Annotated in this window: 11 protein-coding genes; 3 read left to right on the forward strand and 8 right to left on the reverse strand. The window is 70.9% G+C overall.

Annotated elements, in window-relative coordinates:
* Positions 1–104: 104 nt before the first annotated feature.
* The 8 genes from ABD332_RS58085 to ABD332_RS58120 form a co-directional block, all read right to left on the reverse strand.
* Complete coding sequence (locus tag ABD332_RS58085) at positions 105–2,198, reverse strand: toprim domain-containing protein (protein WP_344515438.1); 2,094 nt, start codon at positions 2,196–2,198, stop codon at positions 105–107.
* A complete protein-coding gene (locus tag ABD332_RS58090) occupies positions 2,195–4,213 on the reverse strand; it encodes a type IV secretory system conjugative DNA transfer family protein (protein ID WP_344515439.1) in 2,019 nt (672 codons plus the stop codon). The genes ABD332_RS58085 and ABD332_RS58090 overlap by 4 nt, the downstream gene beginning before the upstream one ends.
* A 259-nt stretch (positions 4,214–4,472) precedes the next feature.
* Complete coding sequence (locus ABD332_RS58095; RefSeq protein ID WP_344515441.1) at positions 4,473–5,255, reverse strand: phosphoadenosine phosphosulfate reductase; 783 nt, start codon at positions 5,253–5,255, stop codon at positions 4,473–4,475.
* Positions 5,256–5,299: 44 nt separating this feature from the next.
* Positions 5,300–6,649 (reverse strand): hypothetical protein, encoded by a 1,350-nt coding sequence (locus tag ABD332_RS58100; protein ID WP_344515443.1) that lies wholly within the window; start codon positions 6,647–6,649, stop codon positions 5,300–5,302.
* Between the two features lie 137 nt (positions 6,650–6,786).
* Positions 6,787–8,271, reverse strand: coding sequence for an SCO6880 family protein (locus ABD332_RS58105; protein ID WP_344515445.1), 1,485 nt, complete (start codon positions 8,269–8,271; stop codon positions 6,787–6,789).
* A gap of 5 nt (positions 8,272–8,276) precedes the next feature.
* Complete coding sequence (locus ABD332_RS58110; RefSeq protein WP_344515447.1) at positions 8,277–9,740, reverse strand: hypothetical protein; 1,464 nt, start codon at positions 9,738–9,740, stop codon at positions 8,277–8,279.
* A 5-nt stretch (positions 9,741–9,745) separates the two neighbouring features.
* The gene (locus ABD332_RS60490) at positions 9,746–10,483 is read right to left on the reverse strand and encodes a DUF8175 domain-containg protein (RefSeq protein WP_486303849.1); all 738 of its coding nucleotides are present in this window, start codon (positions 10,481–10,483) and stop codon (positions 9,746–9,748) included.
* 3 nt (positions 10,484–10,486) lie between these two features.
* Complete coding sequence (locus tag ABD332_RS58120; protein WP_344515451.1) at positions 10,487–10,801, reverse strand: hypothetical protein; 315 nt, start codon at positions 10,799–10,801, stop codon at positions 10,487–10,489.
* Positions 10,802–11,160: 359 nt separating this feature from the next.
* Here ABD332_RS58120 and ABD332_RS58125 point away from each other — a divergent pair, with 359 nt between their 5' ends.
* The 3 genes from ABD332_RS58125 (at position 11,161) to ABD332_RS58135 (ending at position 13,658) form a co-directional block, all read left to right on the forward strand.
* Entirely contained in the window at positions 11,161–12,273 is a 1,113-nt protein-coding gene (locus tag ABD332_RS58125) for a C40 family peptidase (RefSeq protein ID WP_344515453.1), read from the forward strand.
* A 69-nt stretch (positions 12,274–12,342) separates the two neighbouring features.
* Complete coding sequence (locus ABD332_RS58130) at positions 12,343–13,080, forward strand: hypothetical protein (RefSeq protein ID WP_344515455.1); 738 nt, start codon at positions 12,343–12,345, stop codon at positions 13,078–13,080.
* A 320-nt stretch (positions 13,081–13,400) separates the two neighbouring features.
* Complete coding sequence (locus ABD332_RS58135) at positions 13,401–13,658, forward strand: hypothetical protein (protein ID WP_344515457.1); 258 nt, start codon at positions 13,401–13,403, stop codon at positions 13,656–13,658.
* Positions 13,659–13,685 lie beyond the last annotated feature (27 nt).

Raw genomic sequence — 13,685 nt, forward strand, 5'->3', positions numbered from 1 at the left:
TCGCCGCCAGACTCGAACACCTTTGACGCCCGCGCCGAACGCCTCCGCAGCCGCATCGCCCAGCGAGGGCAGTGCTCAGAGGGGCGCGCGGCTGTCGCGTCGTGTCAGGGCGCAGAGGGCGCGGATATCGGTCCGGCCGGGAGTGCCGAGCGGGTGTCCGGCCGGCGGGTGCCAGGGCACCGGGCGTGCTGGGTCGTGTCCGTGACGGCTTGGCCTTGTCGAGCGAGCCGGGCCGCGGTCATCACATCGTGCAGTTGTGCAGGGTCGGGCCGGATCGCTATGGCTACGGCCTCCGGCCCGGCGAGCTGGCGGAGTCCGGCCACGGTGACCTCCGGGCGACGCGGTTCGATGGCGGTGCGCAGCTGCTGGATGCCGATGGCGGTGACGCGTCGTCCGGCAAGCAGGACCGTGGTGGGCGGCAGGTCGAGCCGGTTGATGCCGATTGCGCCGCCGCGGACCGATGCGGTGAGTAACTGGTCGCCGACGTGCGAGCTCCGGCCACCGGGCTGGGGTGCCGCTGCCGAGCTCGAACCCGTTGCTGGCCGCTGCACGGTGGAGGCGTCGGTGTGCCGAGCGCCGACGGTGTGGTCGACGGTCACGGCAGCGAACCAGTTGCGTATCCGGGCGGCGTCGGTGGCCGTCTGAGCGTGTAGCGGGCTGGCGGTGGCGTAGGCGCGGGCGTCTCCGGCCCAGGCGACGGTGAACTGTCCGGTGCCCTGCTGTGGCCGGTCTCCGTCGAACGAGCAGACCACGACGATGCTGGCGTTGCCCTGCCGGGTCCCGGGCTCAGCGAACGCGGCGTTGACGGCGACCCGGGCGATCTCGACGGCCTGGCGAGCGCCGACCAGGACCGCGGCCCGCCCGGCGACCTCGGCGGCCAAGCGTGCGGCATCACGATCGGCCGGGTCAACGCCGGTGCCTTCGCTGAGGACCCAGGCCGTGTGGCCGGTCTGCGGGTCGTGCTGGACCCAGGTGGCGGCTGGAGCATCGGCAGGGCAGATTCGTGCATACCCGTGCCCGACGATGCTGGGGTCGGGGAATCCGCGGGTGCCCAATGCGACGGCATCCGGGTTCGGACGGTCAGGCACGCCGACGGGGATGGCGTCGTCGTCCTGCGGTGGGTAGATGGTCTCCAGCACGGTCAACGGTTCGACCCGCAATCGTGCGCCCAACTCGATCGATAGTCGAGCAGCAAGGTCGGGGTTGTCCTGGGCGACCTCGCCGATGAATGGTGCTACCGCGCGGACGGCGTTGAGGCGGATCAGCAGCGACTCCGACGACGGGTCGCGGCCGATTCGCGCAAGCTCGTCCAGCCGGGTGTCGAGCCGGGCGAGGTGCGGCTTCAGACGGTGATCGAGGACCACGTCGACCAGCGGCCGGCGCAGGTGGGCGAATGTTCCGACTGCGGTGGCCAGCCCAGCAGCTACCAGCGACGCTGGGTCGGCACGGCCCTCAAGCGAGATTGCGTCGACTGGTCCTGGCCAGGCCCGCAACAGCTGGTAGGACTTGTCGATGGCGGCTTGTCCGGCGTCGTCGGCGTCGAAGGCAGCCACGATCGGTGTTCCCGGCGGCACGGCTGCGGCCAGGAGCGCGACCTGTTCGGCGGTCAGCGCCGTGCCGCAGGGAGCGACGGCGTAGTACGGATCCGGGTAGAGGGTGTCCGGCAGGTTGTGGCGCAGCCGGGCCACGGCCACGACGTCGGCCGGACCTTCCACGAGCATCACCGCCGCGGGCTGGGCGGTGCCAGCGAACTGCTCGGCGAGCCCGTACAGGAGGACGCTCTTGTGGTAGATGGCTGTGGTGGTGGTGTTGCGGTACTTGGGTGTGCCGTCGCGGCCGGACAGGTCCCGTCCGGTGAACGCCACGATGTCGCCGGCGGCGTTGCGGATCGGAAACATCACGCGGTCGCGGAAGACGTCGATGCGGTTGCCGTTGCGGGCGATTGTGATCAGCCCGGCGTTAAGGAGTTCGTCGTCGGTGAAGCCGTTGGCGCGGAGGTGGTTGCGGAGGTTGGTCCAGCCGTGGGGGGCGTAGCCGATGGTCCACGGCGGGGTCGATGCGCTCGCCGCGACGATGCCGCGGCTGCGCAGGTACGCCAGGGCGCGGGGCTCGTCGAGCAGGTGGCTGCGGTAGAACTCGTTGGCGACCCGGTGAGCGGCGATCAGCCGGTCCGGGTCGGACGGGCGAGCGGCGGTCACGGCTGCCTCGTCGGACCGCGGAACTGCGGCGCGGAGGGCTTCGCGGTGCGCCGGGCTGCCCCCGGGCCGCCCTCATCGTCGTCGGACATCTGGACGCCTCCGGCCCCCGATCTGGTACTGGGCGCCGCGGACGCGGACGGCGGCGTCGAGTTCGGTGCCCCTAGGACCGGCGGCGCAGGCGCAGCCGGTAGCTGCACGCCGTCCTGGGCAAGGTCTGCGAGCAGGCGTTCGCGTTCGGCGGCGTCGCTGATCTGCGTGATCGCCTTCGCGGTCGCCAACTCCAGGGCCGGCGCACCGGGCTGGCGGAACCACGGGTCGAGGCGGAGCAGCGCGGGCCGGGCACCAGAGGCGAGCAGGATCGCGGTGCCGCGCTTGAGGGCACGGACGTCTTCGGGTCCCATGATCCGCTGCCGGCGGACGCTGACCTGCCGGGATACGTTGCCGTTGCCGTCGCGGGTGAGCGACATGGTCGCCACGTCGTGTTCGCCGATGAGCGAGGACACGTCGGCGGCGAAGCGGGGGTCGTCGCCGCCGGCGCCGATGAGCTTCACGGTGGCGGCGCCCCACAGGGTGCCCATGCCTTTGTCGCCCCAGACGGTGCTGCCCTGCTGGTAGGTCTGCAGGATGGTGACGAGCACGATGGAGCGGCTGCCGTAGTGGCTGTAGAGCAGCGGCAGGTCGGCCAGGGGGCAGATGTTGGCGGCCTCGTCGAGCATGGCGAGCATCGGTGGGTCGAGCCGGCCGCCGCGGGCCTCGGCCCGGCGGACGCCGTGCCGCATCACCTGGTCGGTCAGCGCGGCGACCAGCGGCCCGGACGAGCCGGCGCCGTCTTTGGACAGCAGGTACAGCGTGTCGCTGCCGACCGGGAACGCGTCCGGGTCGAATCGCTCAAGTTCGTTGTCGGCGGGTTCGTTGACCCAGGCCATGATGCGCGGGTCCTGCAAACACCGTGCTGCGGTGCGAGCGGTCTCGTAGATGCCGTCTCGGGTTTCGGGTGCCCCGTTCTGCCGGCCGCGCAGTGCCCGCGCGACCTCGGGGTAGCCGTGGGCGAAGAGGATGCCGACGGGCTGGTCTTCGCTCGCGTCGGCCAGCCATGCCTGCACGTCGCTCATCGAGCCGTGGCTGACCGCGGCGGCGAGGAAGAACGAGGTGAGGAGGTCCTCGGCGGCGAGCAGCCAGAAGTCCTCGCCGCGGTCGCGGCGCAACGGCTGCACGAAGTGGCTGGCGACCCGGGCGGCGTCTTCGACGGAGCTGACCGCGGTGAGCGGGTTCCACCACCAGCGCTGTCCGACGCGGGTGATGCCCTGTGGATCGAACGCCCATACCCGCCCGACCCGGGCCCTGGCAGCGCTGGTGGTGGCCCATAGGTCGGCCTTGTTCGAGGTGGCGACGACGGGGCCGGGCGCGTCGAGGATGAGCGGTACCGCGATGGCGGTGGTCTTCTGGGCGCGTGGGCCCATGATGGCGACGATGCCGTCTTCCCAGGAGGCGCGTAGCTGCGGACCGAACCGGCCGTGTGGCCGCTGCATGGTGCCCAGCGCCAGCCCGGTCTGCGCGGCAGGTAGGTCGTTGGCCGGCGTGCCGGCCAGGCTCGGCCGCAGCTGCAGAGCCCGCTTGGTGACACCGGCGGGGGTAAGGTCGGCGACCTCGTGGGGGCGGGCCAGCGACGGCAGCGGGTCGTCGGCCTGTGTGCGGTGCCGCTCCCACCACACCCACCCGACGATCACCGGCGCTGCCGCCATGGCCAGGAACAGGCCGAACACCACGCCGACCGCCATGCGGTTGACGTCCGGATACATCACCTTCCATCGGCCATGCAGTAGCGCGGTGACAAACGCTGCGCCGTACCCCGGTCCCGTGCGCCCGCCGGTCACGGTGGCGGTCAGTGCTCCGGCGGCCCAGGCCAACCACGTCACGCCGATGGCGCCCCACGCAGCGCCGAGCACCACGAACGGCGTCAACGGTATGGCGCCCGCGCTGGCGCGGGGCTGCACCGGCTGCTGAGACAGGCTCATCGCACACCACCCTTTGCAGACAGCCGGCGTTGACGACGGTGCCGGCCACGTGGGCGCTGCGACCGGCGGTGCACGGCAGCGAGGAGGACCAGCAGCGCTACGGCAGCGCCTCCGTCAACCGGTGACGGCGGTGCCGAGACGAGGCCGCATCCCACGGTCACCGTCAACGTCCCGGCGGCGACGCGCGCTGTGAGCTGCTGCAACACCTGCCGGGACGGCAGGGCGGCCCGGCCAACGCGTCCATGCATCGATAGGCGCGTCATGTGAAACACGCCCCGTTGTCGCAGGAGCCGTCGTCTGCGTCGGGTTCGAAACCGGGCAGCGTCTCCTGCGCCGCATCGAGCGTCCGCAGGGGTCGGTTCCGTGCGGTCAGCCAGACGGGATCCCGGCCGAGGCGGGCGCGCCGCTCGTTGAGCAGGTCCTCCAGCTGGCAGGACCGTTCGAACATGTCGGGCCGGTCCCGGCGCAGCTCAGCCCAGTACATCCGCCGGTGCAGCGGGCAGAACCAGCAGGCGCTATTGCCTGGCACCGGCAGCCCGGCCGCGGCGATGATCCGTTCGCAGTCGGTGCGCCGCAGCGGCGGCTGGTGATCCAGGAGGGGATATACGGGCTGCTCGTACGGCATGGCGCGGCGGTTGTTGACCCGGTGGATCTCGTCGAGACTGATTCCGATGCCGACCCGAGCGGGTGTGGTCGGCGATGCGCCGTGCGCCTTCAGCCACCGACCCATGATCTTGATCTTGAAATCTGCGGTACAAGAACGCGTTCCTGGCGCTCCGCTGGACATCCGGACCGGGATGGGCAGGGATCGTGACTGCGGCCTGGTCAGCCGTCCGTACAGGGTTTCGGTGGACCCGTCACGCCGGATGCGGTGCAGCTCGTGCAGGGCGATGCCGTGCGTTGCGGCGTACGGCTTGGCGTAGCGCTCCAGGTAGCTCAACGTCGCCGGCTCCTCGGAGTCGGCCCCGACGTTGGCGAACAGGAACACCGGGTAGTCGATGCGGCCGGTCGCGGCCAGCACCAGCAGGGCGGTGGACTGCACGCCACCGCCGTACGCGATGGCTCTCAGTGGACTCGAAGATGTGCTCATGCGGCAGCGCCCCGGACGGCGCGGTCGGTGTCGTACAGCCGGGCCTCGTCACCGACGAGGCGCATCGCGACCGGCAAGCCTGGCCTTTCGCCAGTCTTGATCAAATATTTGCCACGGCCGGGGTGGACGCTGCCCGGGAACAGGGCTTCGGGCGCGGCCCATGAGCTGACCAGGTCGCGTTCCGGGCTGGAGAGCCGTGTGATGCGGCTGATGCGGTCAAGCTCCCGGTCCGGCAGCGCGCCGAGGATCTTGATGGCGGCTCGCTCGAAGAAGCCCCGCGCCTTCGCGCGGTCCTCCTCGGTCGGCAGTGCCTCCAGGTCGTCGAGGCTGTGGGTGATCATGAGGCTGGCCATGCCGCGCTGTCGGTTGAGCCTGGTCAGCGCGTCGGCGTGGTCGACGAGGCCGGGCGCGCCCCGCAGTGCCCGCCACAGCTCGTCCATCACGCCGATGAACTGCCGTGGCGGTGCCAACCCTTGCTCGGCGAGGACTGCGGCGGCGTCGACGGTGCCGAAGGCGTAGCTCCAGGTGCACAGCATCGCGGCGGCGACGAGTTGGTCGCCGGCCGCCGACACGTGCGAGATGTCCACCGACACCGCGGGTGCGTCGAGGTCGATCGGGGTGGTGGTCGCCTGGTCGAACACTCCCTTCAGGGAGCCTTCGCAGAGCAGGGCGAGGGTGGGGACCAGTTCGTCGACGCGGCGGCGGTAGTCCTCGTCCGTGCCGGCGCGAGCCGCGGTGCGCACCTCGTCCGGGCCTTCCTCAAGCAGCGCGAGGACGTCCGGGACGGTGGGTTCGCGGTCGAGCCGGTCGGTGAGGATGTCCACGGCCCGGCCGAGGATGATCTCCTCGGGGTTGGTGACCCGCCCGGCCCGGACCAGGGTGCACAGGGCCAGCAGCAGCGACAGCCGGCGCCCGCGGATTTCGAGGCGGAGCCGCATCGCGTCCGGGCCGCTCATCCGGGCCAGCGCGGCGCCGAGCGGTCCGGCGTCCAGCGGGTTGATCCGGTCCATGCCGCGGCCGACGGTGATGACCTGGCCGCCGAGCTCGCGGATGAGGGGCGTGTAGTCCGGTTTGGTGTCGCCGAGGACGAGGCCGTGCACCCCGTAGCCGACCATGCCGGTGAGCAGCCGCTTGGCGAGGCTGGACTTGCCGATCCCGGGCTGCCCGAGCTGAAACATGCCGGGGTTGGTGACCAGGCCGCTGGTCAGCCACTGCAAGGGATCCAGACAGACAACCTCACCCCACAGCATGTGCCGGCCGATCGGCACGCCGATCATCGGGGAGCCGGAGCCGGCGACGAACGGATACAAGCCGCAGAACTGCACGCTGGTGGCCTGGTACTCCATACCCGGTGCGAGGTGGCTGACCCGGCCTGCACCCGGGTTACGCCATCCCCACGACGGCGCGACCGGCCCGGTGCCAAGCCGCGGGTCTCGGTCTTGTGGTGACTGTCGTTGCACGATGGATTCCAGTCCGCGCATGGTCAGCGGGGCCACTGCGTGGCCAGTTGGGGAGGGCAGATGCCGCACGGCAGCGTGACGGCGAACGCTGCGGCCTGACTGGCGCGCAACCGCCGGAGCCGGATCTTCGCCACCTCGGCACGGCTTTCCGCGTCGGCGACGGCACGGCCGAGGTCGTCCTCGTCCGTGACAGTCACCGTGACGAACATCGACATCAGGCCGACGCCGGCGCCCGCAGCTTCTTCGCGGGCGGCTCGCATTGCCCGCTCCTTGTCGGCGCGGTCGCGGGCGTTCTCGTCGCGTTTCTGCGCCGCCCGGAGCGCGTCGCGGAAGCTGGCCGCGTTGACCTCGCGGTCCACGATGCGGGAGGCGTCGGCGGCCGAGGCCGGCCGGTAGAGCAGCGTGACGCGCTTGGGATGCCCGCCGGGCGCCAGGAGCCGGCTCAGGACGTCGGCGTGGACGTTGGCTCTCGGCGCCTCGTGCCAGGCCCAGGACACCGACCAGCCGGAGTCGTGCTGGTAGCGGTCGTAGAACTCATTCGCGGCGATCGGTCCGGCGGTGTCCCAGTCCAGGAACCGGCGCAGCCCGGCGCCGTCGCCGAGCGCGTTGGCGACGTCGCCACGGGCGGCCGGATCGTAGGCGGCCCGGACCACGGCCAGCAGGTCCGACGCGGTTGCGCGACCCAGGACGGTCAGCCCGCAGGAACCCAACGTATCGGTCAGACCCGGCAGGGCGCGACCGACCTCCGCGAGGGACTCGTCGAGGTCTCGAGGACGGGTCGGTGACAGCGCCGGGTCGAAGGTGATGGTGACGCGGGTTTCCACGTCCGCGGCAGCTGCCGGGGACACCTCCACGAGCTGCGCCAGGACCCGGCGGGCCGCGGCCGGCGCATGCGGCGCCACCCGCCCGGCCACGTAGTGCGCGAGCCGCGACCCGGACGCCGGGGCGGTGTCGACGGTGACCGCGACCCACCGCACCGTCGGCAGATAGCCGAGGCCGGCCAACCAAGAGCCCCAGTTCGCGACCCACCGCTCAGCCTGGCCCGGGTCGACCAGCCAGGTAGACGTAGCGGCCACCCGTAGGGTGACGGTCATGGTGCCGAGCCGACGGTGCCACACCACGCCGTACTCCCCGCCCGGGTCCTCAACCGAGAGCAACGTCGTCGGCGCCAGCAGGCCCGGCAGCTGCCAGCCGTGCGGATGGGCGGCGGTCACCCCGGCCCGGTAGGCGGTGTAGCCGCGGGTGGATCCCCATCCCCAGCGGATGCGTTGCAGGATGCCGTGCAGCAACGGCACGCCGTCCCAGCGCAGGACGATCCCGCCGATGAGCAGCAGCGCCGGCCCGGCAACGATCCCGCCGAGGGTCAGGTCCACGGATACCGAGAGGATCAGCACCGTCAGCGCGATCACGACCATGAGCGTCTGCGCCGATCCCAGGCCCATCAGCCCGAGGCCGCGGCTTCTGCGCCAGCCGCCGTACGTTCGTACCCGGCTTTCGGATGCGGTCATGACGGTCACTCCTCCTTGTCGGGGTCGTCGAGGGCGTTGGCGGCAGCGTTAGCGGCGGTACTGGCGGCGTCGCTGACCGCGCCAACGACTTCGGCGGCGCCGACGATTGCCAGCCCGGCCGGACCCGATCCGGCGCCGGCGCCCATCTCAGCGCCGGTGGCGGCACCGGTAGGTGCGGCGCCGGTCGCTGCGCCTGTCCCAGCCGTCGGGGCAGTTCCTGAGGCTGAAGGCGCAGCTCCTGACGGGTCTGCGGCCGAGGTGATGTTGGCGACCTTCCCTGAGCCGGCTTCGCCAACGAACGCCGGAGGTTTCGGTCCGCCGCCAGGGCGGGGCGCCCCGCCCGAACCGGGGCCTGACCCGGACGTCGGCCCGGGACCGGATTTGGGTGGATCGCGATCGTCCGGGCCTGGACCAGGACCGGACGGCCCGGCACCGGGGCCGGCGCCACCGGGTGGGCTGCTCGATGGACTGGCCTGGTCGAACATGTCGGAGAGGTAGCGGGCGTGCATGCCCGCGTCGAAGCCGCCCAGCATCGACGATGCCGCGTGCATCCCGGCGGCTCCAGCGGTGGCGAACATGCCAAGTCCGCCGCTGCCGCTCTGCAGGGAGCCGACGGTCCAGTTGAAGAACCGCATCATCGCCGGTAGCGCGATCAGCGCGATCACCATCATGGCCAGCCCCACGAACAGGACCCGCGGATCGGTCGAGGTGTTCTCCCCGGTGATCCAGATCGCGGTGGCATAGACCATTGCCGCCATGGGTTTGTAGAAGATCAACGCGAGCTGCCAGGCGAGCAGCTTGTTCTTCCAGCCGTTGGTGGCGTTGGTGAAGCTGCCGGCCGCGGCCAGCGGCGTCAGCGCGGTGAGGACGATGACGGAACCGTCCCGGAACAGCATCAAAAACGCTTGCGTCAGCGAAGCGAGCATCGCGAGGCAAGCCGCCAGGATCACGATGATCTGGGGGAAACCGCCACCCGACGCCGGGACGGCCAGGGCGCCCAGCCGTTTGCCGAGGCTGGGGTTGCCGACGGACTGCAGCGCGGAATTCAACACGGCGGTGCTGAACTGGTCGCAGCCGGTCAGCAGCAGCTGGGTGCCGAAGATCCCGACCGCGGCCCACAGGGACGTGTTCCACAATCCACGCAGTACGTTCACCAGCGGGGCGGGCTTGCGGGTCAGCACCATCAGGATGGCCTGCCAGAGGATGCCGCCGACAGCGACGGCCGCGGTGATCGGCACGATGAGGGTTCGGAGGTGCGTGACGGCGTCGATCGGCGTCGACGACGACGTGATCTGTTCCGTGTTGGGGTAGAGGCTCAGTGACGGCACCGCGACCCACCAGGTCGCGCAGATGTCGATGGTCCACAACGCCGTGGTGATCATCATTTGTTCGAGCTGGCCGAAGAAACTGTTGGCGACCGCCGTCGAGACGGCATTGGCGATGCAGTTCGTGTCCCATGGAGCGCACACGGCAATCAGCCCCCCGCCGGGAAGCCGGTGTAGCCCACGGTGCTCGGCACCAGCACGGCGGCGGTGTTCCAGTCGCCGCCGCTCGGCGCCTGCAGCGCCCAGTCGTCGTCGACCCATCGCATCTGCACTGACAGGGCCACCCGTGCCAGGCCGGACTGCCCCGGACCCTCGATGAGCAGACCGACCTCGACGGCATCCGGCGATGCGGACCCGATCCGGTAGCCGGTGACGGTGGAGTACAGCTGGCCGGCGGGCTCGCCGGGCGTGACGCCGAGCTGTGCCCGGAGCTCCTGGTACTCGTCCTCCAGGTTTCCGAGCAGCCGGTTCGCATCCGGGCCGACGACCTGCTCGCGCAGTGTGGGCTCGAACACTGCCGGCCCGGCCTGCGGCGACAGCCGCAGGCTGATGTGCGCGGCAGCGAACACCGCCCCCATCGGGGTGTGGGTGAACCCGCGGGCACGGCCGGCGCTGGTGTCGCGTGGCCCCTCGGCGCCTTCGGGGAGATGCGCCCCGAAGACCGTGACCCAACGCAGGGCAGTCGGTGTGCTCGGCAGCGGTTGCGGTGCTGTCGGATCGGCGGTAGCGGCGGTGGCCGAGGGTGGCGCGGGCGCCGGGTTGCCCCGGCGCCCTACCGTCGCGGCGAGCATGCCGACGACGGCAACCACAAGCAAAACAACGGCCGCCACCGCGGCAACCAGAGCGCGGGTGTGTCGTCTGGCCGCTAGGGTGATGTCGTCCGTCATGGCCTACAGCACCGCCCCGACGACCGTGGCCGCGACCGCGCCGAGCGTGAGACCACCCAGGACCCACGGGATACCGGTCGCGCCGTCAACCGCAGTCGAGCTGCGGTTTCGACGACCCATGATCATCATGCCGGCGCAGATAAACATGCCGAGAATGCCGGCCACGAGCAGCGCCCACTTGGCCCAGCCAAGCAACTGCGTGACCAGAAACCCGAGGCCGGGGATCTCGATGACGCCCGGGTCCAGGTCTGCCGGCGTAGGGGCGGGCGTCGGGGCGGCCAGCACGTTCAACGCGACGTCTGCCAGATGTGTGAGCACGTGTGCTCCTTCGTCCAGATGACCCACCCGAGTGGTGGGCCGTGACCTGGACGATCAGCCGGGGGTGTGGACGAAAGCGTTGGCGCACAGGGTGATGGGGGCGCTACGGGCGCTGCGGGTAGCGCCACCACCCACGGTTGACGGGTTCGGTGGAGCGGTCACCGACACCCAGGAGCGGTCATGCCAGCCACGACACGAATACGAGCCGAACAGTGCTGTTCCTCCACACAGGACAGTGCTGGAGCCGACGGTCAGCCATCGCATGTGGATGTGTGCTGCCGGTGCAGCGCGGATGCCCACGTCGGTCAGCGCGGTGAGCGCCACGGCAGTGCCCCTCACGGCGGCGAGGGTGCTACGCGGTGAGCGGGCAGGACCAATCTGGAGGTGCCGGGACGCGGTGGATCGTCGTCGCGGGCCTGATCGTGCTGCTGGGCATCGGTGGTTGCTGCTGCGGCGGGTTCGTCATGGCGAGCTCGCTCGGCGGGTCGATCCAGGCAGCCGCCCAAGCAGATGCCCAGGCAGGCGGCGCGGGCGGCAATCAGCTCCGACCCGACGCGTCGGTACCCGCCCAATACTTCGGCTACGTCCGGGCGGCCGGCGTGTTGTGCCCGTCGATCGGGCCGGCCGACATCGCCGCCCAACTCGATCTGGAGTCCAGCTGGAACCCCAACGCCTACACCGACATCGGCGAGGTACCGGCGAAAGGCATCGCGCAGTTCACGGACGCCACCTGGCAGACCTGGGGTTACGACTACGACCACAACGGCGTCAGCTCGCCCTACGACCCTGGTGACGCGATTCTCGCCCAAGGCCACCTCATGTGCGACCTGGTCGCCTGGGCCGAGACCCAGGTGGCCGCTGGGCGTCTCGTCGGCAACCCGCTCGACCTGGCATGGGCCGCGTATTTCGCCGGCCGTGGCGGCATCCTCGCCGCGGGCGGGGTGCCATCGTCCGGGCTCGCGCACGACTACCCGCAGCAGATTCGCAGTCGCCTGCCCAAGTACGCCGTCGACACCGGCGGCGATGGGCTGCCCGGCGGCGACAGCGGCATCCCCGCCGGTTACACCCTGCCGTCCGACGCGCAGCAGGCCGCCGCCGTGTCCTTCGCCCTCGCCCAGCTCGGCAAGCCGTACGTGTTCGGCGCCGAAGGCCCGGACAGCTACGACTGCTCCGGCTTGATGATGCGGGCGTGGGAGCACGCCGGGGTGCGCATCCCACGCGTCACCGGCGACCAGGTGCGCACCGGCGTCGCGATCGCCGGGCCTGACGTCATGCAGGCCGGCGACCTGATCCTCATCCCCGGCTCCAACGGCTCAATGAAACGGCCGGGACATGTGGGCATGTACATCGGCCGTGGCGGCGACGGTCGGCAGTACCTCGTCCAGGCGCCGCACACCGGCGACGTCGTCAAGATCACACCGGTCGCGACTTTTAAGCCGGTTGCCGCCATCCGCCGCCCGCTTACCCGCTGACGCAGCAGCGCCAACGCCAGCCGGCGCCGGGCCGCGGTCTCGTCGTCGCTGTCGAGGAAGGACTCCGCCATGGCATCACCGGATCACCGCCAGCAGCCGTCCACGGCCGGCCTCGCCCTGCCTGCAGACCTTGCACGCGTTGCCCGTGAGAGCTGGTTCAGCGCCCGCGCGAGCCAGGCCGACATCGCGGTAGCGGAGACGATTTGGGACCGCGCCTACCCCTCGTTCTACCGGGCGGCGTACATCGACACCGCCCAACGGATCGGCGAAGCCGCGACGCAATGCAGGGCCGACGGCAAGGGCTGGGTGCTCACCTCCTCGATCGCACGAGCGGCCAGTGAGGTCGTCGGTCACGCGCACCGGCTGCCCGTACCCGTGCCTGAGTTCGATGAGGACGCGCTGCACTACGCCGCCGAGGTATCCGCCCCGTCACTTGAGCCGTGGCGTGCGCTGGCCGAGACCGTGTGGAACACCGCACGGATCGAGGCGACCATCGCCGGAGCATACGCAGCGGGCATGTACATCACGACACACCAGTCGGTACGAACAGGTCGCAGCGTCGCGCAAGCAAACGGCGTCCAGTTCGACGGCCAACCAGCCGAACCGTGGTTCCACGCGGTCCTGCTGACCGCGAACCGGGCCGTCATCGCGCCCAGCAGCATCCCGGTCACTGCCGCGCAGCTTGCCCGACAGAGCCAGGCCCCTGGGGCAGCAGCCAATGCCCTGCACGCGACGGCCGATCGCACGAACCGAGTGCAGCACGCCCCAGGGACTCCAGCTGCGACGGTGCCCGTGACGCGCCGCTGACCCGCCGTCACCGCCCGGCGGAGCCAGCCCCGGTCCCACGGCGGCAGGGCACCGCATCGCTCGCTCGGCACCGGCCGACTGCCGCACTGCCAGGACATACCCGACCCCGCCGCGCCCCCGATCGGCGCTCATCCGTAGCAGAATAGGAGGACAGCAGATGGCCCGGCGCCGCCGCGAACCAAGCCCCGACCAGCTTGCGTTCGACTTCACGTTCGGTCTGCCACGCACGCACGCGCCGCAGCCGGAGCTGGAACCCGCACCCGAAGCGCCGAAACAGCAAGCGTCGGCAGACGAGCCGCGAGTAGACGAGGGAGTACAACGTGAACCGGTACGGTCAGCAGGCAGAACGTCACTGGCAAGAGACGATGCCGGCCCGCGTCCGGGAACTGGACAACCCGGAGCAGTTCTTCACCGCGATGGGCGAGGAACTGGAGGCGGCGATCGAGGAACTCGCCCGGACGCTGGCCGGACCGACTCCGATCGGCGAGCCGTACATGGATCGGGTCCAGCGGCTGACCACGGCCCGGTTCGAGGCCGAGGGCCAGGTGCTGCGCCAGATGCTGCTGACGGTCGGGTAGCTCCGCAGGACCCGGCACCCGCCGCTG

The organism is Dactylosporangium maewongense, assembly GCF_039531485.1.
Taxonomy (GTDB): domain Bacteria; phylum Actinomycetota; class Actinomycetes; order Mycobacteriales; family Micromonosporaceae; genus Dactylosporangium; species Dactylosporangium maewongense.